This is a genomic window from Lachnotalea glycerini, from assembly GCF_003201285.1.
GTDB classification, from domain to species: domain Bacteria; phylum Bacillota; class Clostridia; order Lachnospirales; family Lachnospiraceae; genus Lachnotalea; species Lachnotalea glycerini.
On sequence record NZ_QICS01000002.1, the window covers coordinates 33,847 to 57,914 of the forward strand.

General features: G+C 34.9%; 25 protein-coding genes and 1 riboswitch. Of the genes, 23 read left to right on the forward strand and 2 right to left on the reverse strand.

The window, feature by feature from the left end:
* Positions 1-69: 69 nt before the first annotated feature.
* Positions 70-1,614 (reverse strand): cytochrome c biogenesis protein CcsA, encoded by a 1,545-nt coding sequence (gene ccsA / locus C8E03_RS04585; RefSeq protein ID WP_110290430.1) that lies wholly within the window; start codon positions 1,612-1,614, stop codon positions 70-72.
* 284 nt (positions 1,615-1,898) lie between these two features.
* Between ccsA and C8E03_RS04590 the strand changes: the two genes are divergently transcribed.
* The 8 genes from C8E03_RS04590 (at position 1,899) to C8E03_RS04625 (ending at position 9,848) form a co-directional block, all read left to right on the forward strand.
* Positions 1,899-3,023 (forward strand): GGDEF domain-containing protein, encoded by a 1,125-nt coding sequence (locus C8E03_RS04590; RefSeq protein WP_094376373.1) that lies wholly within the window; start codon positions 1,899-1,901, stop codon positions 3,021-3,023.
* Between the two features lie 50 nt (positions 3,024-3,073).
* Complete coding sequence (locus C8E03_RS04595; RefSeq protein WP_094376374.1) at positions 3,074-4,009, forward strand: magnesium transporter CorA family protein; 936 nt, start codon at positions 3,074-3,076, stop codon at positions 4,007-4,009.
* A 182-nt stretch (positions 4,010-4,191) separates the two neighbouring features.
* Positions 4,192-4,434, forward strand: coding sequence for a FeoA family protein (locus tag C8E03_RS04600; RefSeq protein ID WP_094376375.1), 243 nt, complete (start codon positions 4,192-4,194; stop codon positions 4,432-4,434).
* A 1-nt stretch (position 4,435) separates the two neighbouring features.
* Positions 4,436-6,577 (forward strand): ferrous iron transport protein B, encoded by a 2,142-nt coding sequence (feoB, locus tag C8E03_RS04605; protein ID WP_110290431.1) that lies wholly within the window; start codon positions 4,436-4,438, stop codon positions 6,575-6,577.
* Between the two features lie 187 nt (positions 6,578-6,764).
* A complete protein-coding gene (locus C8E03_RS04610; RefSeq protein WP_408609909.1) occupies positions 6,765-7,121 on the forward strand; it encodes a metal-sensing transcriptional repressor in 357 nt (118 codons plus the stop codon).
* A 27-nt stretch (positions 7,122-7,148) separates the two neighbouring features.
* Positions 7,149-7,247, forward strand: a riboswitch (THF riboswitch).
* A gap of 68 nt (positions 7,248-7,315) precedes the next feature.
* Positions 7,316-7,882, forward strand: a complete 567-nt coding sequence (locus C8E03_RS04615; protein WP_094376377.1) for a folate family ECF transporter S component — start codon at positions 7,316-7,318, stop codon at positions 7,880-7,882.
* A 145-nt stretch (positions 7,883-8,027) separates the two neighbouring features.
* Positions 8,028-8,339 carry a thioredoxin gene (gene trxA / locus C8E03_RS04620; protein ID WP_094376378.1) on the forward strand — a complete coding sequence of 104 codons (312 nt, stop codon included), beginning with the start codon at positions 8,028-8,030 and terminating at the stop codon, positions 8,337-8,339.
* A gap of 174 nt (positions 8,340-8,513) precedes the next feature.
* Positions 8,514-9,848, forward strand: a complete 1,335-nt coding sequence (locus C8E03_RS04625; RefSeq protein WP_110290432.1) for a redoxin family protein — start codon at positions 8,514-8,516, stop codon at positions 9,846-9,848.
* A 149-nt stretch (positions 9,849-9,997) separates the two neighbouring features.
* Here C8E03_RS04625 and C8E03_RS04630 read toward each other — a convergent pair whose 3' ends face one another.
* Positions 9,998-10,672, reverse strand: coding sequence for a Crp/Fnr family transcriptional regulator (locus tag C8E03_RS04630; RefSeq protein ID WP_094376380.1), 675 nt, complete (start codon positions 10,670-10,672; stop codon positions 9,998-10,000).
* A gap of 213 nt (positions 10,673-10,885) precedes the next feature.
* Between C8E03_RS04630 and C8E03_RS04635 the strand changes: the two genes are divergently transcribed.
* From C8E03_RS04635 to C8E03_RS04705, 15 genes are all read left to right on the forward strand, one after another.
* Positions 10,886-11,329 carry a MarR family winged helix-turn-helix transcriptional regulator gene (locus tag C8E03_RS04635; protein ID WP_110290433.1) on the forward strand — a complete coding sequence of 148 codons (444 nt, stop codon included), beginning with the start codon at positions 10,886-10,888 and terminating at the stop codon, positions 11,327-11,329.
* A complete protein-coding gene (locus C8E03_RS04640; protein WP_110290434.1) occupies positions 11,322-12,764 on the forward strand; it encodes an MATE family efflux transporter in 1,443 nt (480 codons plus the stop codon). Before C8E03_RS04635 ends, C8E03_RS04640 begins: the two co-directional genes overlap by 8 nt.
* Positions 12,765-12,940: 176 nt before the next feature.
* On the forward strand, positions 12,941-14,620 hold the full coding sequence (locus C8E03_RS04645) for a ribonuclease J (RefSeq protein WP_110290435.1): 1,680 nt from the start codon (positions 12,941-12,943) through the stop codon (positions 14,618-14,620).
* Positions 14,621-14,857: 237 nt separating this feature from the next.
* Positions 14,858-16,117: a hypothetical protein gene (locus C8E03_RS04650; protein ID WP_094376384.1), complete on the forward strand. Its 1,260-nt coding sequence runs from the start codon at positions 14,858-14,860 to the stop codon at positions 16,115-16,117.
* A 24-nt stretch (positions 16,118-16,141) separates the two neighbouring features.
* Positions 16,142-17,170, forward strand: coding sequence for a Gfo/Idh/MocA family oxidoreductase (locus tag C8E03_RS04655; RefSeq protein WP_094376385.1), 1,029 nt, complete (start codon positions 16,142-16,144; stop codon positions 17,168-17,170).
* Positions 17,167-18,090 carry a sugar phosphate isomerase/epimerase family protein gene (locus tag C8E03_RS04660; protein WP_110290436.1) on the forward strand — a complete coding sequence of 308 codons (924 nt, stop codon included), beginning with the start codon at positions 17,167-17,169 and terminating at the stop codon, positions 18,088-18,090. Before C8E03_RS04655 ends, C8E03_RS04660 begins: the two co-directional genes overlap by 4 nt.
* A gap of 168 nt (positions 18,091-18,258) precedes the next feature.
* Positions 18,259-18,546, forward strand: a complete 288-nt coding sequence (locus C8E03_RS04665; protein WP_110290437.1) for a hypothetical protein — start codon at positions 18,259-18,261, stop codon at positions 18,544-18,546.
* A gap of 110 nt (positions 18,547-18,656) precedes the next feature.
* A complete protein-coding gene (locus tag C8E03_RS04670) occupies positions 18,657-18,947 on the forward strand; it encodes a peptidase associated/transthyretin-like domain-containing protein (protein WP_110290438.1) in 291 nt (96 codons plus the stop codon).
* Positions 18,948-19,001: 54 nt separating this feature from the next.
* Positions 19,002-20,711, forward strand: coding sequence for a motility associated factor glycosyltransferase family protein (locus C8E03_RS04675; protein WP_110290439.1), 1,710 nt, complete (start codon positions 19,002-19,004; stop codon positions 20,709-20,711).
* Between the two features lie 24 nt (positions 20,712-20,735).
* Entirely contained in the window at positions 20,736-21,011 is a 276-nt protein-coding gene (locus C8E03_RS04680) for a hypothetical protein (protein ID WP_110290440.1), read from the forward strand.
* The gene (locus C8E03_RS04685) at positions 20,968-21,267 is read left to right on the forward strand and encodes a hypothetical protein (RefSeq protein WP_110290441.1); all 300 of its coding nucleotides are present in this window, start codon (positions 20,968-20,970) and stop codon (positions 21,265-21,267) included. The genes C8E03_RS04680 and C8E03_RS04685 overlap by 44 nt, the downstream gene beginning before the upstream one ends.
* 19 nt (positions 21,268-21,286) lie before the next feature.
* Entirely contained in the window at positions 21,287-21,586 is a 300-nt protein-coding gene (locus C8E03_RS04690) for a hypothetical protein (RefSeq protein ID WP_110290442.1), read from the forward strand.
* 14 nt (positions 21,587-21,600) lie between these two features.
* Complete coding sequence (locus C8E03_RS04695) at positions 21,601-21,858, forward strand: carboxypeptidase-like regulatory domain-containing protein (protein ID WP_242993403.1); 258 nt, start codon at positions 21,601-21,603, stop codon at positions 21,856-21,858.
* A gap of 35 nt (positions 21,859-21,893) precedes the next feature.
* The gene (locus tag C8E03_RS04700) at positions 21,894-22,877 is read left to right on the forward strand and encodes an NAD-dependent 4,6-dehydratase LegB (protein ID WP_110290443.1); all 984 of its coding nucleotides are present in this window, start codon (positions 21,894-21,896) and stop codon (positions 22,875-22,877) included.
* Between the two features lie 38 nt (positions 22,878-22,915).
* Positions 22,916-24,061, forward strand: a complete 1,146-nt coding sequence (locus tag C8E03_RS04705) for a LegC family aminotransferase (protein WP_110290444.1) — start codon at positions 22,916-22,918, stop codon at positions 24,059-24,061.
* Positions 24,062-24,068: the final 7 nt, after the last annotated feature.

Consider the following 24,068-nt stretch of genomic DNA (forward strand, 5'->3'; position numbering starts at 1 on the left):
AATTGTTTGCGGACAATTGTCCTTTTATAGTTAATAGGAAAGTTTTACGAACATTTATATTAAATAATTTTACTTCATACTATTTTTATCATGCTTTGCTATTTTAATCGTTAGGAAGTTCTTTATGTCAATTAGTCTTTTTAATAAGAAAATGCATAGGGGACCGGTAATAATGATAAGACCTCCTACCCAGAATAATCCAATGAGTGGTTTCGTAGAATATGGTATCATTAGGCCTTTGCCGGCAGAGGGGGAGACAGCACCAAGTGTTAGCAATAAAAAGCCGAGATGATAAACATAATATTCCATCGACTGAGTCTGAAATCGGCTTACAAGCCATAAGGAAAGAGGCATTAATAAGACCCAGAACAAAAGCAGCCAGTATATTTTGACAAATCCAAAGAGTAGTATTATAACAAGAAGGCATAAGGTATTGATAGACAAAATCAGAATACTTTTTTTTCTCAAACCATCAAAGTCCTTCCACAAGAGTATTAGGACATATACCAATGCAAAAACAATACTAACCGTGTTATAATACATTTTAGTAGTTTGCGTGTGAAAAAGGATCGGGGTTATAGTGCCCATAAATATCATAAAGGCGTATAGGCTTAAGCTAAAGCTTGCAGTATGTCTTTTAAGATAAGGAATAAATGACGTTTTCGCAGATGTATGCGTTCGATTGTTTCTGTAAAAGACTATAAATAAAGTAATAACAAGCAGGAATAAAAACTGTAGAATTGTGATAAGTAAATTACCAGTGGTACAGTCTTTCGCAGAAAGACTCTTTAATATTGTGTCTCTTGCTAAGAATATGCCAAAACAGGAAGTTATAAATGGCAAAGCACAAATGAATTTGTGATTATATTCTTTTCGATGAATATAGCTGCAAAGCAATAGCCAAGGAATGAGGGCAGCATTTTCAATTGGATGCCAGGACCAGTATTCTCCAGAGCCGAAGAAATAATAAGACCAGAAACTTCCAGATAATAGACCCATTCCAAGAAAGAAGAAGCTGAATTTAATCCATTTATAAATCAGAGCATTAACTGCTTCTTGATAAAAGGTATTAAGAGCAGGCAGGAGTGAAAATAAAATAACCATAGAACTATAAGCAATAATAATGATAGGAGGATGCAAAAGCATCCAAGGATTTTGTAGAGTAGCATTGAAACCAAGTCCATCACCAAAAGTAGCATTCATTTTGGAAAAGGGGTTTGATACGTAACACATGCAAGAAATATAAAAGCTGATACCGGAATAGATTCCAAAGGCTTTATCAGACCATAGAGAATCTAGTTTCCATACAAAGAATCCCATACTGATAAGAATTAAGGAACATAGTAACAATAAACCTTCCTGTCCTGACCAAAGAGCGGATAGTTTATAAATTAGTTTAAGACCTAAACAGGAATGGTTATATACATAGCTGTACTCAAAATGCGATAAAACAAGATGATATAACATAATAGCATTTGCAGCCAATATAGAAAGAAAAGCAAGGCACCAAAAAAATAGTACTGGTTTTTTGCATTTTTTCCAAGAAAAGAAAAAGCATAAAAGGCCGCAAAGGCCGCATAAAAGAGTTGATGACAAGATGATATTATTTTCCATATAATTCAAATCTCCTTATTGGTCTGAATTTTATTATTTCTGATGAATGATGTTGGGCTTTGCTTAGAATGAGCGTAAGTTCCTTGTAATAAATATGCAATAGGATGGGCTTAATATGTCATTTTTTAATAATGAATTAAAAAAGTAATTTCTATTTTTAATAAAAAAAGCAATTCTTATTTTTAATGATTGCCATACGCCATTAGCTTAGGTATAATATTAATAAATTTTATAAACCGTTTATAACATGCATATTATAAGTATTTCATTACGTATTGAGGAGAATGATGGAAGAATACTATAAAGAAATAGAAAATGAATATAAAAAAATTGATCTGAAATGGCTAAATCTTCATTATAAAACATCGGTGGGCGTAGTCATTTTTGCATTTTTTGTAGAGTGTGTGATTGGAATTCTTATGTATTATACGGACGAAATAAGTACAACTATTCCAATCTATTTGGTTAAATTCTTAATTGTTCCATGTGTATTTAATCTGTTTTGTATTATTATTAATAATCAGGTATTACAAAGTAAATTGATTAAACAGGAATCAAAGATATATATTACTTCCTTAACGTATGTGCTGATTTGCTTTGTATTGTTTACGGCTCATAATACCTTTACCGCATTATACTTTATTTTCGCATTGCCTATTTTGCTTACTACGATATATGGGAATTACAGGCTGACTACAATAACAGCAGTTTCAAGTATGCTGGCATTAGCGGTTTCCGAGCTATTCACCAAATGGGACGTCGATAAAGAAAGTATATGGGGTGATGGTATACGTATGGGGAATTTTTTAATATCTATTTTTGTTTTGATTGCTTTTTCTGCGGTTTGTATGGTAGTTATCCACTTTGAAAGGGAAAAAAACGTGGCAAGTATGCAAAAGGAAATGGAGCGATATAAACTTCAAAAGAAATTGCAAATAGATGAGTTAACAGGAATCTATAACAGAATTGGATTTCGAAATGCAATTCGTGATATGGAGGAGGATGATTCGGATAATACTTATATATTTGTAATGATAGATATTGATAATTTTAAAATATTAAATGATACTCTGGGGCATGTAACAGGTGACCATTGCTTAATTAAATTTGGAGAGATTTTAAAAAACAACGGTGAGGGGGCAATACCTTTTCGTTATGGCGGAGATGAGTTTGGCATCTTATTTAAGAATTATATACTGGAAGATGTGGTTGGAGTCTGTAAGAAGATTCAAAGGGATTTTGCCTCTATACGGATAGATAAAAGAGAGGGGCTGCCGCTCACTGTTAGTATTGGAATCGCTAAATATTCCAATAGTATGGCGCCATCCGCATTAATAATTAATACAGATAAAGCACTTTATGAATCCAAAATAGTAAAGAATACAATAACTATTTTTAAGGAATCTTAAACATTTAAAAGATAATAGAAGTTGAAGAAAACGTATGTTTGGAGGAGTTTATGTTTTATATATTAAGGGAAAATAATGTAAAAAAAACTGAGTTTATAGAACTGGACAGTAATGAAATATGTGTGGGATTTTTGACGGTAGAGGAGCTTAATCAGAGTTTTGACAGCTTGGGAATCAAAAAGAAAACATTTTTAGATTGTATGTATGATCAGACACATTTACGTACCAGCATTGACACCTATGATGATTTTAGCTTTGGCATAATTAATATTGTATATGTGATGGATGTTCATAAGCCAAAAGACAGAGTAGCTTTTATCATAAAGAAAAATTTATTCCTTTTAGTGAAATTAGTCGATGAGGATAATAGCTGCAAGGATATGATTGAGAATGCAGTAGGAAGATTGACGCAAAAGCAAACGCTTGGAAAGGTTGTTTCAGGGGTCTTTGAAAGTCTGTTGTTGAATGGAAACAAGCCACTCGAAATTACAGAGCGCAAAATTTTGAATATGGAGCAGCAACTAGTAAACGGCAGAATAAGCGAACACTTGAATCGAGATATTTTCAATTTAAGAAAAGATTTGTCTATTTTAAAAAATTATTATGAACAGCTTTTTAATATTGGCGAGGAGTTACAGGAGAATCAAAACAATTTATTCGAAGAGGATGATTTGAGGTATTTTAGGATTTTTACAGTTAAATCAGAACGACTTAGCAATAACACACAGCTATTAAGTGAAAATTTGATTCATCTTAGAGAAGCCTTGGATGCTTCATTAAATTATAGTTTGAATAAGACGATGCAGTTTTTTACAGTTGTTACCACCATTTTTCTTCCATTAACGCTCATTGTAGGGTGGTACGGTATGAATTTTACTAATATGCCCGAGCTTACATGGAAATATGGTTATGTCACAGTAATTATTGTTTGTATGATTGTTGTTGGCATTTGCCTTTATTTATTTAAAAGGAAAAAATATTTTTAGCTGTTTTGTATTCTATCATTGGCACTACTTATTGGAATACGTAACAAAGGGGATTTTGTGCAAAGTAAATAGAAATACATAATGAGAGTGTTATGCTTTTATTTATTATGGAACCTAGATGATGAAAAGTTAATATAATAGACTAGAAAAAATTGTTCCGTAAAAGTAGAGGTTATGATTTGATGAAGCAAAAGTATTGTTTAAATGATTTAAAGCCCGGACAACGGGCAAAAATTAAAGAATTGCTGTCAACGGATGGTATTAGAAGGAGACTGCTTGATATTGGTTTAATAGAAAATACAGAGGTTGAATGCATTGGTAAGAGTCCGGGTGGAGATCCTGCTGCTTATCTGATCAGGGGGGCTGTAATTGCGATTCGTTCAGAGGATTGCAGTAATATCTTGATTTATGATAAAGGAGTATAATATGGGGTTGACGAAAAATAGCGTTGGGATAAGAGCTGTAGATTCACATCTGAAAATTATCAAACAGACGCCAAGCGATAAAGTAGTTGCCATAGCAGGAAATCCGAATGTAGGGAAAAGTACTGTATTTAATAATCTGACTGGTATGAATCAGCATACAGGAAACTGGCCGGGTAAAACGGTGACGAATGCGCAAGGTTATTGCAGTACCAAACAAAATTCCTATGTATTGGTGGATATACCCGGAACCTACTCCTTGATGGCACATTCGGCAGAAGAAAAAATTGCCAGAAATTTCATTTGCTTTGGGAGAGCAGATGCAATTGTTGTTGTATGCGATGCGACCTGCTTAGAAAGAAACCTTAACTTAGTTCTACAGACGCTTGAAATATCACGTAATGTGATTGTATGTATTAATTTAATGGATGAAGCAAGACGTAAAGGAATCAGAATTGACTTAAAGGAACTATCCAAACAATTAGGAGTTAGAGTAGTAGGCAGTATTGCGAGAAAAAAGCACAGTCTAAATCAACTAATGCAGGAGCTTGATGTGCTAATGCAGAAAGAGCAGCAGACAGCTCCGCTGCAGATCACTTATCGTCCACCGATTGAAGAAGCAATTTCCATACTTCAGCCAGTGATAGAAGAAAGATTCTCAGGTAGTATCAATTCACGGTGGCTGAGTCTGAAACTGCTTGATTATGACCAATCGTTAATGGATGAAATCAGTGCTTATACGCATAAAGATATTTTCACAGATTCTTGTATTTTAGATGCACTAAAGCAGTCAAAAACAGTACTTGATACGAATAAAATAACAGGCAAAAGGCTGGAGGACAGTACAGTAGCCAGCGTTGTATTAAAAGCAGAAGATATTTTTAAGCATACGGTATTTTGTGAAAAAAAGCGTTATGACGATTTGGATCGAAAAATAGATCGGGTTCTTACAAGCAAATGGACCGGTTATCCTGTCATGTTGATACTTTTGGCAATTGTTTTTTGGCTAACGATTGCAGGAGCAAATTATCCGTCAAAGCTGTTATCTTGCGTATTATTTGGAATAGAAAATAAATTAACAGAGATATTTTATTATTTTGGTGCACCAATGTGGCTGCATGGTATCCTTATTGCTGGTGCGTATCGTGTGCTGGCTTGGGTGATATCTGTTATGCTTCCGCCAATGGCAATTTTTTTCCCTCTTTTTACCTTACTGGAGGATTCGGGATATTTACCTCGTATTGCATATAATTTAGATAAACCCTTTAAGCATTGTTGTGCTTGTGGTAAGCAGGCTCTTACTATGTGCATGGGATTTGGCTGCAATGCGGCCGGTATTGTTGGCTGCAGAATCATTGATTCTCCCAGAGAACAATTAATTGCTATGTTAACCAATAATTTTGTGCCCTGCAACGGAAGATTTCCAACATTGATAGCTATTATCAGCATGTTTTTTCTTGGTGCTTCAACAGGAATACTTCCATCTCTTCTATTGGCTCTCTATATTACTATGATTATTGTATTAGGTGTTTTGATGACTTTCATAGTTTCTTATGTACTATCAAAAACCGTCCTAAAGGGAGTGACGTCCTCCTTTACACTAGAGCTGCCGCCTTATCGCAGACCACAGGTTCTAAAAGTTTTGGTTCATTCTATTTTCGACCGCACCATATTTGTACTAGGAAGAGCCGCTGTGGTTGCCATTCCAACAGGAATTTTTATCTGGATTATGGCAAATACATTTATTTCAGGAACTACAATACTTAATCATTGTGCCGGTTTTTTAGATCCATTTGCAAGATGGATTGGTCTGGATGGGGTAATCCTTATGGCTTTTATCTTAGGTTTGCCCGCTAATGAAATCGTAGTACCTATCATCATAATGACATATATGGCACAGGGAAGTATGCAAGAAATAGAGAGTCTTACGAATATAAAACAACTATTACTTGCAAATAACTGGACGTGGATTACCGCAATCAGTACAATGCTATTCTCTTTGATGCACTGGCCGTGCTCGACTACTTTATTAACCATAAAAAAAGAGTCTGGCAGCTTAAAATGGACAATGGTAAGCTTTATAGTTCCTACTTTTATAGGGATTCTTTGTTGCTTCTTATTTGCTAATATAGCAAAAATGTTTTAAAAATTGACAATTTTTTATAAATATCCTTGTTATTTTCAGAAATACCACTTAAGATATAGTTAAATTAATGAAGTAAAAGATGATGAAAAGTTAAGTTATTAAAAGTTCTGAGCTTATACATCTTAAGGCAAGCCAATTGATGCATTACAATACTTTATTAAATCATGTGGAATGGGGAAAGGAAAATATGCGAATGGACGAAAGAGAGCAGGAGCATACGCATTTGAGAGCGGATGGAACAAAGTATACACATAGCCATTTAAAGGAGCATAATCACAGCCATGGTCATCAGCATACCAAGGCAGTGATTAACCGTTTGTCAAGGGCAAGCGGTCATTTAGAATCGGTCAAACGAATGGTGGAAGACGGAAAAGATTGCAGTGAGGTTTTAATTCAACTGTCAGCGGTCATTGCCGCTCTAAATAATGCAGGCAAGGTAATTCTAAAGGATCATATGGAGCATTGTATAGTTGATGCAGTAGAATCTGGTGATAAGACGGCTATTGATAATTTAAATAAAGCTATTGACAGTTTTATTAAATAAGGATATATTGTAAAAAAGACAAGAAAAAGCAGAGTAGAATTTTGTGCGTTAAGTGCCATTTGAACAGGGAGTTGTCATTTGGACGAAAAGCGAAAGCTTGCGGTACAGGGTTCGCATCCCGCTGCTACATAAATAGGTTCTTATTTCCTTCTTTATGTAGTAAATGGAGTTCACTGCGTAAAGGAGGAATTTTTATGAAACAATTTGTTCTTATGTGTTCAGAGTCGGTAAAGGAATTAAAAAAAACGCAAAATATGGTGTTATGCGCGCTGATTGCAGCTATTGCTGTTATCTTAAGCTACACAACAACCATAGAAATAGGTCCCTATATCAAGCTTGGCCTTTCACAAATTCCCAACCAAGTGGTGAGTTATTTGTTTGGTCCAATTGTAGGAGGAGTATTTGGTGGTATGCTGGATGTACTTAAATTCATCGTCAGACCAACCGGTCCATATTTTATTGGCTTTACGTTAAGCGAAATATTAAGCGGTATGATTTATGGATTATTTCTATATAAAAAACCGATTAATTTAAAGAGGATTGCGATTGCCGGCTTGTTAGACAAAGTAATTGTAAATTGCGGTTTAAACACCCTGTGGCTGTCTGTTTTGTATGGAAAAGGTTTTGCAATATTATTAGCGGCAAGAATTGTTAAAAATCTTGTAATGTGGCCAATTGACAGTTTGATCATATTTATTTTATTAACCTATGTAGTTAAAATAATAAAACCGATCCAAGGCAAGGTCAGCTTTAATAAATAAAATATCACTAATTTGGCTAATTGATAAAAATTCTTAAATTAATCAAAATATGTGACCTTATCACAGATAAAAAATGAAATATCAGTATAATAAGAGTATACAAAGAATTAAAGAAAAAATTATGGATAGCGAAGGAGAATGAATTATGAGCGCAATGAAAATAACGAAAAGTAACTTTGAAGCAGAAGTAATCAAATCAGATAAACCGGTATTATTAGATTTTTGGGCATCTTGGTGTGGACCATGTAAGATGGTAGGACCAATCGTAGAAGAGGTAGCTTCGCAGGTTGGAGAAAATGCTAAGGTTGGTAAAGTGAACGTAGATGAAGAACAAGAACTTGCTCAGAAATATAATGTAATGAGTATTCCAACTTTAATTGTAATCAAGGACGGAAAAGTAGTTCAAAGTGCTGTCGGTGTTCAATCCAAGCAGACGCTTTTATCAATGCTTCAATAGTACTTAAAAACATTGGGTAGAGTTTATTTTAACTCTATCCTTTTTTGATTTCAACTTTTCATTTGTTACTTTTGTCTTTTTGGTACACTATGTGATTAAGTCACGGATGAATGCTTTGAAAGTCAATATAATAAGGGGTAATTATAGTGTAAATAGGTATAAAAGGAGGTTATTATGATTGGTAATATAGTGGCAACAAATAGTATCAGCTTTATTCTTGTATTTTTGGAGGGAATTTTATCTTTTTTTTCACCATGTGTGATTCCATTAATTCCTGTCTATATGAGTATTTTGGCAGGAAGTGCTAAAAATTCAAGGGTAGATGGCAGAGTAACTTATGAAAGAAAAAAGGTGTTTTTACATACCTTGTTTTTTATAATCGGAGTATCGTTCGCGTTTTTTATACTGGGAATGTCCTTTACGGCACTAGGTAAATTCTTTAGCAGCAATAAGCTGATGTTTACCAGAATAGGCGGAATACTGATTATTTTTCTGGGATTGTTTCAATTAGGAATCTTTGATTTTAACTTCTTGCAAAGAGAAAGAAAAATAAATATTAATTTTGCTGACAAAACAATGAATCCTTTTTTGGCATTAATTATGGGTTTTACGTTTAGCTTTGCATGGACACCATGTATCGGCCCTGCATTGTCTTCTGTATTGATTATGGCCTCAGGGGCGTCCACTGCATTGTCAGGTAACCTGCTCGTATTAGTCTATGCACTTGGTTTTTTAATTCCGTTTTTAGTGCTGGGATTATTTACTTCACAGGTACTAAACTTTTTAAAGGAAAAACAGAAATTATTAAAATATACAATCAAAACAGGAGGTATCATTCTTATTATTATGGGAATTATGACCTTTACAGGCTGGGTAAACGGTGTATCAAGCTACTTAAATTCGATTGGTAATAATCAGCAAAGCACGCAGGAGAATACATCAGATGATACTGCTGATACGAAGGAATCAGAAAATGATACAAAGACAAGTGAAGATAGTACGTCAAACAATAGTTCAGATACAGCAACAAGTGATGAGGATACCGCAAATGATGTCATGCCGGCGGTTGATTTTACTTTAACGGATCAATATGGGAATGAACATACTCTTTCTGACTACAAGGGAAAGGTGGTTTTCTTAAACTTCTGGGCAACATGGTGCCCTCCCTGTAATCAGGAAATGCCGCATATTGAAGAATTATATCAAGAATATAATTTAAATCAGGATGAGGTGGTGTTCTTAGGGGTGACAAATCCAAAAAGTGATGCATATCCCAATAATTCAGATGAAACTAAAGAGTATATTACCTCTTTCTTAGAAAGTAACGAATATACATTTCCTACCGTATTTGATGAAACTGGCGAGCTTTTTTTGGCCTATTCTATTTCAGCTTTCCCTACGACCTTTATGATTGATAAGGAAGGTAATGTTGCAGGATATGTACCTGGAATGATGACAAAGGATATTATGAAAAATGTCATTAATCAAGTTTTAGACTCTACAAATTAGAAAAGTTTATGCAACACATCGGGCACTAAATATTTCTTAAATAAAAGTGTGCATTTTAGATATGTAGTGATTTTAGAAAATAAGATTTTTTGTAAAGAGATGGCGCAGTACTACATTCGCCATCTCTTTACATGTGGTTATTTATTTGTTTAAACCAGCGCGCGCAGCTTTTCCTTGTCTGTAATATGGATACAGCCCCTTGACTGTTCTAAAATGCCTTGAGACTGAAATACCTTTAGCATTCGGGAAACTACTTCTCTGGCACTTCCTACGTATTTGGCAATTTGTTCTTGTGTAATATTGATACTGGAGGAATTTGTTTTAGCCAATTCATCCAATAAAAAAATAGCCAATCGTTTATCAAAACGCATAAACAGTATTTGTTCCATCGACCACATCACATCAGAAAATCGTTCAATCGCATTCTTATAAGCAAAATTCTCTACGTAGACATTTTGATTTTTGAGCTTACTAAAAGCGCCGATATTAATTAAATAAGCATCCGTATCCATTTCAGCATCAATTTCTACATCAAAGGTTATGCTGTTAAGAATACAGGAAGCAGACAAAACACAAGTATCTCCTGCGCTTATGCGATACAGTGTGATATCACGGCCATCCTCTGAGAGTATATAAACGCGCAATTCACCACTACGAACAAGTAAAACGCCCAAACATTCACTCGTTGGACTGTATAGTTTGCTGCCTTTACTATAAAAGACTTTTGTTGCATTGCTTTTTATTATGTTTTTTTCATCATTATTTAATTTATCCCAAAAGCTTAAGCGGGATGTCACATATGTTAAATCATCTTTTTCCAGCATAAAAACCTCCTTATTTTCAATATTATACCAAATAATTATTAAAAAAGTATGAAGCCATAAAAATAAAAAAATTTCTCTGTATTGACAACTGTAATCAGATTGTATATACTTACTAAAGATAATTACTATTAGTAAGTATATATGGCAAAAGAGATATATTTGTTAGAGAGATTTTAGTTTAAAAGCGAAATGAATGAGCAAAGGAGGATTACTATGACCGTAGAAAGTGTAAAAGGCTTGCTGGATATGTGCTTTTTAGCTAAAAAAGTGACAGAGAGTATGCCAAAGCTTCCGTCCGGGTTAAAGCCCAGACATATGCATGTTATGGAAGCAATTTCAAAGTTAAATAGTGGCCAAAATGAGGTATGTGTCAGCGATGTCAGTGAATATCTAAATATTACAACCCCTAGTGTTACAAAATTAATCAATGATTTGACCGATTATGACATTGTGTATAAATACAGTCAGCAGGTGGATAAAAGAGTGACATTAGTGAAGTTGACACAATTGGGCAAAGAATATGAAGAACAATATATAGAAACATATCATCAATATCTTGCACAGCAGCTTTCTAAAATAGAGGAAGAAGAAGTTGAGACAGCAATACGAGTAATTGATAAACTTTATCAAGTAATAAAGGGGAGACAGAATGAGTAATAATTCAGATTTTTCACAGGGGAATATATTTTCATTAATATTAAAATTTTCAATACCAGCAGCAGCTTCGTTATTAATAGCAGCTCTTTATAATATTGTAGATCGCATTTTTGTTGGGAACTTTTCAGGGAATACAGCGTTAGCCGCGTTATCGATATGTTTTCCCCTATCATTTCTAATGATTGCGTTTGGTTTAATGTGCAGTGCCGGAGGATCAACACTTTTTACCTTGTTTCGAGGAAAACAAGAAGAAAAAAAAGCTAACTCAGCTTTTTCCTCAGCGTTTATTTTGATTCTTATTTTTGAATTATTTTTAACGATAATATTACTGTTGTTTAGTGATACGTTTTTAACTATTTTTGGTGTCACAGAAACTACATATGATTTGGCAATGCAATATTACAAAATTGTATCGTTTGGCTGTGTATTTCAGGGGTTGACTTTGGTATATTGCGATTTTGTCAGGGTTTGTGGCAAGCCAATTACCGGTATGATGGTAACAGGTATTGGTGCGATAACGAATATTATATTAGACGCTTTGTTTGTTGCCGGTTTTAACTGGGGGGTAAAGGGAGCGGCGCTTGCAACGGTGATAGGGCAAATTATATCTGCATTATATGGAACCTATTTGCTATTCGGTAATAAAACGCTGGTAAAAATCAGCCGGGCGATAATTAAATTGGATAAAAATATTTCCATTAAAATTATAAAATGTGGTTTTGCATTTTGGATTGCACAAATTGCTATGGGGTTTATATCATTGGTATATAACAGCCAGCTTGGAAAATATGGAGGTGATATCGCTATTAGTGTTTATGCAGTAATTGCAAGTATTATGACCTTTGTAATTATGCCGGCAAGTGGTATCAGTCAGGGAATACAGCCTTTGATTGGTTATAATTATAGCGCAGGAAATGGGAATCGTGTAAAAAGAATTTTTTGGCTGGGGACAGTGCTATCAGTTGCAATAACAACTTTGATCTGGGGGATTACCGAGTTATGGCCAGACATGATAATTCGAATGTTTGGTGGAGAACCAAAGCTATTACAGATTGGAGTTAGTGCGCTGAGAATGAATTTTATGATTGCGCCGGTATTAGGCTTTGTAATGCTTGCAACCACTTTTTTTCAGTCAATTGGAAAGCCTGCTCAATCAAGTATTATTACCCTAGTCAGACAAGTGGCTGCGCTCATACCACTTATTTATATTTTGCCATATTATTTTCAAATGCAAGGGATCTTTTTAGCACAGCCGGTGAGTGATTTCATTGCAACTGTCTTGTCGATTATCTTTATAATTAAAGAATTTAAAGAGATAAAAGAAATAGAAGAGATAAAGGAAATAGAAGAGATAAAGGAAATAGAAGAGATAAAGGAAATAGAAGAGATAAAAGAATTAGAAGAGAGAAAAGAATTAGAAGAAATAAAAGAATAATAGATTGCAATTCAAAAGAATGTACAAAAGGTGCATTCTTTTTTTGCATAATTAGATAAAAACATTCTTTTAGGGTAATAATATGAATAATTATTTCGTGCCAGAAGAATGAAAGAAATAATTAAATAGCTGGCAAAATAGTAATATGATTTAAGTTTAAGAAGGATAGGGATAAAATGAAAGAAGCAAAGGAACTAAATGAAAAGAAGATTAAAATAATACCATTAGGTGGACTTGGTAAAATTGGAATGAATATTACTGCATTTGAATACGAGGAGCAAATTATTGTAGTTGATTGTGGAATTTCTTTTCCAGAGGAAGGAATGCTTGGAATTGATCTGGTCATTCCGGATGTTTCTTATTTAATTGAGAATAGGGAGAAGGTGAAAGCCTTTTTTATTACACATGGACATGAGGATCATATTGGTGCATTACCCTATGTTCTTAAGGAGATTAATGTTCCAATTTATGCAACGAAGCTGACACAAGGTTTGATAGAACTTAAGCTAAAAGAGCATAATCTAATTACAAAAGTAAAAAGAAAGGTGGTCAGGCATGGACAAACGATAAACCTTGGCTCTTTTCGGGTAGAATATATTAAGACAAATCATAGCATCGCTGATTCTTCTGCACTTGCGATTTCGTCACCGGCTGGAATCATTGTGCATACGGGTGATTTTAAAATTGACTATACACCTTTGTTTGGAGAAACCATTAATTTGCAAAGATTTGCTGAGCTAGGTAAAAAAGGTGTTCTAGCTTTAATGTGTGACAGTACGAATGCGCAAAGAGCAGGATTTACCGTATCCGAAAAAATCGTGGCAAATACGTTTAAAAGCATTTTTTCTGAAAATAAGAAGAATCGAATTATTGTTGCTACTTTTGCATCCAATGTTGACAGGGTTCAGCAGATCATTAATACAGCCTTTGATTTTGGAAGAAAAGTAGTAATTCAGGGAAGAAGTATGATCAATGTGATTCAGGTAGCCGTTGAACTTGAGTATATGATAATACCAGAGAATATCATTATTGATGTGGAGCAAATGAAGAATTACCCCGACAATCAACTGGTAATTATAACGACCGGAAGTCAGGGAGAGGCTATGGCAGGGCTTTCACGTATGGCAGATTCAACGCATAGAACCATCTCAATTAGACCCGGGGATCAGATTATTTTTAGCTCAACACCCATACCAGGAAATGAAAAAGCAGTATCAAAGGTGGTTAATGAGCTTGCCATGAAAGGAGCCGAAGTAATCTATCAGGATACTCATGTTTCAGGTCATGCATGTCAGGAGGAGTTAAAACTCATCTACTCTTTAGTGCATCCGAAATATGCAATTCCAGTGCATGGAGAATATAAGCATTTGCAGGCACAGCAAAAAATAGCAAAAATGATGAGGATTGAAGATAAAAATATTTTTGTCTTACAATCGGGAAATGTGTTAGAGTTGTCTGAAAAGGAAGGAAAGATTGCCGGACAGGTAAGAGCAAGAGAAATCTATGTGGATGGCTTGGGAATTGGCGATGTAGGTAACATTGTGATTAGGGATAGACAGATGCTGGCGGAAAATGGCTTGATTATAATTATAATAGGGCTGGAAAAATTCAGCAATCATGTGGTATCAGGACCCGATATTATTTCCAGAGGCTTTGTCTATGTAAGAGAAGCAGATGAATTAATGGCAAAAATCAAGCATAATGTCCAGCAAAGTTTAGAATGCTGTATGAAAAAAAATAAGATGGACTGGGGTAAAATCAAGGCGACAATTAAGGAGGATTTAAGCGATTATCTATGGAAAGAAATGAAGAGAAATCCATTTATACTTCCAATTATCATTGAGATGGACAGATAAATAGTCGAATTTGCTGTTATATAAGAGTCATTTTGTTCAAAGGGATAGGGAAATAAAGTTGCAAAACTTGACAACCTGTCCTCTAAGCTTTATGATAATAATAGGAATAAGATAATTTAAACAAATAATAATGGATAATAAGCAATATTTATTGACTATTTTATGAGGGAAAATATTTCACTCTATCAGATACCGTAGTCAATAGATATTTTTTATTATCGTAATAGGAGGAATTGAATGGATGATAACATGATAAGATTAGGTATTGGGTTTGCAACCGGAAGAAAAAATTTTAGGAAAGTTATGAATTCTTATATTTATGGGTGGGTGGAATCTGGAATTGTAAATAAATTGCAAGAAAAAGTAAGTCTTAATTTATTTGTAGCATATGATGTAGATTATTCTCATACGCAATCCACTGATTATACTAATTTGAGGCAGGAAATTGTAGATGCCTTTGACGAAATTGTTTTTATTGGCTCCAAACATATTCGCAACAGAGAATTTGAAAATATTGAGGAAGATTTGGAACTAAAAAAAGATGTAAAACTGGTATTTGGAAATGGATATGCAGGAAAACGTAATGTAATCTTATATGAGGCCTTGAAACACAAAATGGACTATCTTTTATTTCTAGACGATGATGAATACCCTGTGGCAGTTACAAAAAATAATGAAAATTGTTTATGGAGCGGGCAATATGTGTTGCCTATTCATTTAGAACATATCGTTCATTCGGACATTACAAATGGATATCACTGCGGTTATATTTCCCCAATTCCAGATATTCAATTTAATGAAACACTGACAGAAGAAGATTTTGGACTTTTTATTAATACAATCAGTAATGATATTCTTAACTGGGAATCAATTAAGAAAATTATGAAAAATGGTGGAGTGACTTATGCGGATACGCAGGTTTTAATAAAAAAAGAAGCAACTGAAGTAAAAGAGACAAATCATTGTAAATTTATATCCGGTGCTAATTTATGTATTAATCTTACGAAACCGGATAGAACATTTGCCTTTTACAATCCTCCGGGGGCAAGGGGAGAGGATACCTTTTTAAGTACATTATTATCGGACAGGGTAGTAACCAGGATTCCTTGTTACACCTTTCATGATGGATTTTCAGCCTATCAGCATTTATTGGATGGGACACTTCCAATCAAATTAAATTCAATTACTGCTAATTCAGATCAGATTATCTCAAGATTCTATCATGCATGTATCGGATGGATACGATATAAGCCTTTGCTTCTCTATATAACCAATCCTTCCGATTATGAATCAATTATTGAAGATATGAGGAAGAAGCTGCTTTACATACTTCCAAAGTTATCAAACTATTTTAAAAAGCAAGAATTCATGAAAATATTAGAAGAACTTAATAAGGCAGATAAACAGGTCAAGAAAAATTATCAGCAATACTTAGACACGCAGAAAGCATGGAAGAATTTGACAGATAAATATCATAAAGATAAGATAAATAACTGATAAAATGCAAGGAGGTATAATGCTATGGAGTTGCGGATAGGAGTAATCGGGACGGGAGCCATAGGAGAAGATCACATTCGAAGAATCACCAATGTGGTTGCGGGTGCAAAGGTGGTTGCAGTATCGGATATTAATGTGGAAAATGCAAAAAGAATTGCAGAGGAATATAACTCAGTTTTTTATGAAACTGGTGAGCAAGTAATTCATTCAAAGGAGGTTGATGCAGTTGTTATCGCATCATGGGATCCTACGCATGCACATTTTGTATTGGAATGTATTAAGGCGAGTAAATATGTATTATGCGAAAAACCGCTGGCTACGTCGGCAGAAGATTGTAAAAAAATAACAGAGGCTGAAATCGCATGTGGCAAGCACCTAATTCAAGTTGGCTTTATGAGGCGGTTTGACAAAGGCTACAAGCAAATAAAGTCGGTAATAGAAAGTGGAAAAATTGGAGAACCCTTGATGCTTCATTGCATTCATAGAAACCGTATTCCAGGTCCGAAGCATACAACTGTAATGAGCATTAAGAATTCAGTTATACATGAGATTGATGTAATCCGCTGGCTGTTGGGGGAGGATTATAAATCTGCACAGGTTATTATACCAAAGAGCACTCGTTTGGCAGAGGAGGGATTAAAAGATCCACAAATTATATTATTAGAGACGCAAAGCGGAGTTCGCATTGATGTGGAATCTTTTGTAAATTGTCAGTATGGATATGATGTACAATGTGAGGTTGTGGGTGAAAAGGGAACGGTTCGTCTTCCAGACCCTGCCAATGTCAGAATGCGTTTGAAAGGAGTAAATTCCTATGAGATATATCCGGATTGGTCCGACCGATTTATAGAGGCGTATGATATTGAGTTTATGCAGTGGGTAAACTCAGTAAAACAGGAGACTTTATTCGGTCCTAGTGCATGGGATGGGTATGTTGCCTGTGTGACTGCGGATGCTTGTACCAGAGCCAGAGAAGAAGGAAGTATTGTTCCGATTATGATGCCCAAACGGCCTGCATTTTATGATAATGAGGAAAGGGGGAAGCGTTTATGAAATTGTCTTATATACCAGATTCCCTAGGCTATATGCCTTTTGAAACAATGCTTGATACCGTAAAAGAGCTTGGAATTCATGCATTGGAAATACAGACGGGCAATTGGTCTAAGGCTCCTCATCTTAATCTTGACGAGCTTGTGTCAAGTAATATAGCAAGAGATAAGTACATGGAAGCGTTAAAAAAGCGTGATATCGAGCTGATTGCTTTGAACTGTTCGGGTAATCCTCTGGCCTATCAAAAAGACATGGAGGTTACTCGTAAAACATTTCAATTGGCAAACCTTCTGGGAATTAAGAAAATTGTTATGATGAGCGGTCTTCCGGCAGGGTGTAAGGGAGACAAAACACCGGTTTGGGTGACAACGAGCTGGCCACCTGAAACACAAGAGGTGCTTAGATATCAGTGGGAAGAGGTAGCAATTCCTGTATGGCATCAGCTTGTAAAAGAGGCTAAGAACTGCGGTATTGAGAAAATTGCATTGGAAAATCACGGCTATCAATTGGTATATAATCCGGAAACCCTTTTCCAACTTCGAAAAGAAGTAGGTAATATGATCGGAATGAATATGGATCCCGGACATTTGTTTTGGATGGGAGGAGATCCGATTGAAGCGGTACGTGAGTTAGGAGATGCACTATATCATATTCATGGTAAGGATTCCAGACTGGAACGTAGACGAATCGGATCAAACGGTGTACTGGATACGAAAACAATTGATCTGTATCGATTGCGTTCGTGGAATTATGTAGCAGTAGGCTGCGGACATGATTTACAGTGGTGGAAGGAATTTTTCTCAGTTTGCAGAATGGAAGGGTACAATGATTATGTATCACTTGAAATGGAGGATATGACCATGGATCCCTTAGAGGGTGTTAAAGTATCAGTAGAGGCATTAAAGCAGTCGATCAGTAAATAAAAATATGCGTTGGCAATACGAGGCATAAAGAAAAAGAGTGAGTTGAATTCTATAGAATTTGGCTCACTCTTTGCAATGTTACTAAAGTATGACACAATCTATGTCAAAATTTCATATTATAAAAGTGGAAATATGTATATCTTTGGTTTTAAAATGGGAGGCATTATTATGGCTAATTATAGACCTAAAGTAGCACTTATTTCTACCGTATCAGCAGTTAACGGCGGAACAGTGTTAAAAAATCTTTCAACAAGTACTTGGGGACTTGTGCTGGTACAAGGTACTGCGCTCTTTTCTCAATCAATATTAGCAAGCGGTGCAGTTGATGTATGGGAAAATACGAATACTGTAACAACAAAATCAGCAGACCGACACACATTTACAAATGCAGCGGGACAATATGGTATTACTTGTAAATCAGGTGTAAGAATACTGCTTAAATTCTACGACAACTAAATGAAACATTACTCTTTATGTAAGATGCGTTGCTTCATAAGATGAATGAAAGCCAGCAATGGCTTTTATTCATTTTACAAAACAAGTTGTCCGGGTTCTTGGGAGGTGAAGTGTTATTGCAGCAAATTATTCTAACGGGTGGTCAAATTATTTGTTCCAAAATTGTAACTGTAGATATTATGTTACCGGCAGAGGAGTTCTTTTTTTTAAAGGGTATTGTGTATAGTCCGACAGGAGAACCATTGCCAAATGCCGCAGTTGAGGTAAAGTTGGTCGATCATGTAGATTCTGTTGCTGAAAAAAGCTTGGGGGTAACCTTTACAGAAAATGACGGTTCATACGGAATATCATTGGCAAAAATCAACGGTAAGCAATATAAGCTAATTGCCTATTCACAATAATAAGCGAACGTAAAGGAAGTTCTATCAATCTTATCCTATCGTACGGAGGTTATCATGAAAAAGTTTCAAACATTAGATGGGTATCAGGTATATCGGATTAAAAAGGATAAAAGGTTCTTTTTCTTGGCAGACAGAGAGAATTATGAATATGAGATAACGAAGCTATTGAATACAGTAGAGGATATAAATTTTGATTCTTTGATTCTAATTTTTGGAATAGATACTGGAGAATATATTGAGAAGTTGAGAAATGTAATCTGTCCCCAAAATAAGGTAATTATAGTTGAACCAAATCAGTCACTTTCTAATAGGTATCAATCTGAAATTGAAGAGAATATAAGAATAGTTTCGTTTAAAGAGGAGCTGGTGAAAAAAATTTTACAAGAAAATATAAATTTTAAAAATATTAATAATGTATATTTTTACGCCTTTGGAAATTACAGCAGCATTTATCATAAGGAATATCAATGTCTGATTAAGAACCTGGATTCTACTTTAGTGAATGCATCGGCAGCAGTGAGTTTGGCAAAACGCTTTAAACATTTATTTATAAAGAATATGATAGCCAATATTAAAATATTAAATCAGTGTACACCGATTCATTACTATAAATTCACTAATCAAAACGTACCTGCAATTATTGTTTCAGGTGGTCCCTCCCTAGATAATAATATTGAGGATCTAAAAAAACATAAGGATAAGCTTAGTCAATGCTTTATTATTACAGGCAGCAGAACCGTAGGAGCATTGGTCAAAAACGGAATAAAGCCTGATTTGATTGTTTCTGTCGATCCAGTAGATGCAAATTATGATATGATGAAAGATTACTTAAATTTAGATACTCCACTTGCTTTTTACGAATATAGCAATCGTTACCTGGTACGGGATTATCAGGGCGACAAGGTCTTTATTTCTCTCTTATTTTCTCAGACGATAAAAGCTTTCAAAAACTTGCAGGGTGTTTATTGTGGTGGCTCTGTGGCTCATTCTTGTATCGATATTGCGAATATGCTTGGATGCTCTCCAATTATATTGATCGGTCAGGATTTGGCGCATACTTTTCAAAAGCACCATGCTGACAGTGCAACACATGATTATGACAAAACACTTTCTTATGTATCACAGATTCCAGTCAAAGCGATTAATGGCAAAATGATCAATACAACAATTACACTAGAACACTATAAAATCAGATTAGAGCAATATATTGAGAAGTATAAGCGAGTTGATTTTATTAATTGCTCTTACGGCGCGTGGATTAAGGGTGCACCCCATAAGGAGCTAGACAAAGTATTAAAAAATCTTACATTTTCGAATCCAAAGCAAAGCCTGATACCGAAAAGAGATATTCAAATCAATAATCAGGAAGTAATTGATACGATCTTAACTGTGATTGAGAAGGATATGATAAAAGCAGAGCAGGGACTTAAGTTGTGTCAAGATATTATACTGGATAACAAGCAAAAATCTTTGATGGAAATGGAGGATGATGATATCGACTTGCAAAGATTTCTTTATATTTTGCAAATTGTAAACGAATTCGAGAATTCTTTAGACAGTCATTATCTGGGAGGATACTTAACGCACTTTTTATTTGATAGGAAGGAGCAAACGTTTCAAATAAGTGCAAAAGATTATGTTAAAGTGACATCTGATTTACAACATCAGGCAAGAGTTTTTAAAATATATTTCGAAAAGATGAAAGAAATGCTTTGTGAGGTAAACAGGTTGTCACTTGAAACGTTAGAAGAATTTTATGAATAACTTGTAGTAATGAGGAGGATAGCAATGAATCATAAGAATTTAGTCAAACTGAATCAGGATAGTGAAAGTGAAAATATAAATCAGAATAAAAAATATAAAGAGGTTAAAATCAATAAAATGATAGTGAATGGAAAAGAACAAGAGGGAAATATTATCTTGGCTGAGGATACAAAAGGAAAAACGGAATTAAATGTAACAGTTTATACACAGGAAGTTCAAACGGTTCAAGAAAAGAAAAAAGGAAATTTTTCAATTTATGAATTGCTTAAAAAGTGCATCTTTCACAATAGAAGGAGCTAAGCTTAAATGCAGAAATAATCATTTTAATATTCAACTGGACAGACAGAAGTTTCAGATTATTAAGGGAACCGTTTTTAATCAAAAGCAGCATCCATGTAAGGGAGCAGCCATTCAAGTATTTCAAATCAATTGTAAGAATAATGACAGAAGCTTACTTGGCTATGTTCTAACTGATGAAGCCGGTGAATATTTATTTGCAATAGAGGCCAAACCTTTTATGAAATATGAAATAATAATATATGCTCCATTAAGTTAATGATAAAGGAGGATTTATATTGAGTGATTTTAAAGAGGTTGTAATCACCCCAAGTGATTTAGACAACAAAACAATATTACAAACGAATATTACACTGGAACGATCCTGTGAGACTTTGTTGACCGGAATTATTTACAATGAGGGATGTGTACCCGTGGAAGGCGCTGTTATAGAAGTGATAGCGGTTTATTATCGAAATTATAGAGTTAAATTAGGTTATGTGATAACAAACCAGGGAGGAGAATTTGCCCTTGCAGTAACTAAAAATGATTTTATTAATTATCATCTTAATATTTATGAGCCTTTGCTAAAGGGATAAAGAAGAATGTAATTATGGATCGTATAAGGAATGAAAATTATATTGATTATGTATTAATCAGAGGATATGTTCGCTATAGAGATAGTACACCAGTCAAAAATGCAGTCGTTATTTTGGAACGAATTTCTAGCGATTGTAATAAAGAGCAGCAAAAAAAGCGTCTTTGTTATGTTACGCATACGATAACAGACAAGGATGGAGAATTTAACTTTTTTGTTTCAGACAGAACCAGTTATTATAAGATTAAGGTATTTGATAATCATCATTATTAGGCTAAACAATTTTGTAAGGTGGTGAAAGGAGATTTATGAAGAAAAAAGTTTTGATTACTGGAGCGGATGGATTTATAGGGAGTCATTTGGCGGAGACACTGCTAGAAGCTGGATATGATGTGAGAGCTTTTACCTTTTATAATTCATTCAACTCGTGGGGGTGGTTAGATACTTTTCCAAAGCAAATCAAGGAGCAAATTGATATACAAAGCGGAGACATCAGAGATCCAAACGGAGTGCGAAAGGTGATGGAGGGCATTGAATGTGTATTTCATCTTGCGGCACTTATAGCAATTCCGTTTAGCTATCATTCGCCGGATGCTTACGTGGATACGAATATTAAGGGAACACTAAACGTTTTGCAGGCGGCCAGAAATCTTAATACAGACAGAGTCTTAATTACTTCTACCTCTGAGGTATATGGAAGTGCCCAATATGTACCAATTGATGAATTGCACCCCTATCAAGGACAGTCACCTTATTCTGCAACCAAAATAGGAGCCGACCGCTTAGCTGAATCCTTTTATAAAAGCTTTTCTCTTCCGGTGACAATTGTACGTCCGTTTAATACCTATGGACCAAGGCAATCTGCAAGAGCAGTGATTCCAACGATTATCAGTCAGCTATTGGCGGGAATAGAAGAAATACATCTTGGCAGTTTAACTCCAACCAGAGACTTTAATTATGTCAAAGATACCGTTTTGGGCTTTATCGAAATAGAAAAGTCTGATCAAACCATAGGAGAAGAAATTAACATAGCCAGTCAAACAGAAGTTTCGATTGGCGAACTGGCGAAAGAGCTTATCAGACAGATTAATCCCAATTCCTTTATTACTTGTGATACTAAAAGACTAAGACCTCAAAAAAGTGAGGTAACAAGATTACTTGGTTCCAATCAAAAGCTAAAGGAACTTACAAATTGGAAACAAAAATACACTCTGAGCCAGGGACTGGAAGATACAATTTCTTGGATTAGCAATAATTTAGAGCGATACAAAGCAGACATTTATAACATCTGATTCATATGAGGTGAGACGGTGTAAAATTGGAGGAAGATATGATACCATTATCAGTTCCTTGCCTTATGGGCAACGAAATGAACTATATTGCAGATGCAGTTTTAAATGGCTGGGTATCTACAGCTGGTGGATATGTAAAGCAATTGGAACATAATATGTCAAAGTATTTAGGGACAAATGGCGCAGTTGTATTACAAAGTGGTACAGCAGCAATGCATCTTGCACTAATATTAGCAGGGGTGACGCATGAGGATGAGGTGGTTGTCCCAACGCTGACCTTTATTGCTGCGGTGAATCCGGTAAAGTATATCGGTGCCGAGCCGGTTTTTATGGATTGTGATGATACACTTAATATAGATTGTGATAAACTGGAAGATTTTTTGATAAAAGAGTGCATAAAAACATCTCTGGGACTGCAAAATAAGCTTACAAAAAAAATCATCAAGGCAATTATCGTGGTTCATGTCTTTGGCAATATGGCACAAATGGAACGTTTAAGAGCCTTAGCGGATGAGTATGATATAAAATTAATTGAAGATACAACGGAAGCCCTTGGAACCTATTACTTAAAAGGTACATATCAAGAGCAATTTGCAGGAACCATAGGCGATTTTGGAGCTTATTCTTTTAACGGAAATAAAATCATAACAACCGGAGGAGGTGGAATGCTGATAGCTAAGGATATTAGACTATTAGAAAAAGGCAGATACCTTTCCACCCAGGCAAAGGATGATGCTCTTTCTTATGTCCACAACGATATTGGCTATAACTATCGCATGACGAATATGCAGGCTGCCTTAGGGGTTGCACAATTAGAGAAACTGGAGGAATATATTGAAATAAAAGCAAAAAACTATCATTATTATGAGAAAGCTCTGAAAGAAATGGAGGGTTATAAACTACTAAAATTTAACGATAAGGCTAGAAATAATTACTGGTTTTACTCCTTATTTCTACAAAAGGATAGTGTTAATCGGGATGATTTGATGAGCAGATTGAGAGAAAATCAAATAGAAACAAGGCCGATATGGAAGCTGAATCATACCCAAAAAATGTACTTGAATAATCAAAGCTACTACATAGAGAAAGCGTTTCATTATTGGAAAAACGTAATCAATATACCTTGCAGTGTTAATTTATCTACAGAGGATATGGATTATGTGGTTCAGATATTGAAAGGCTGATAGCGTT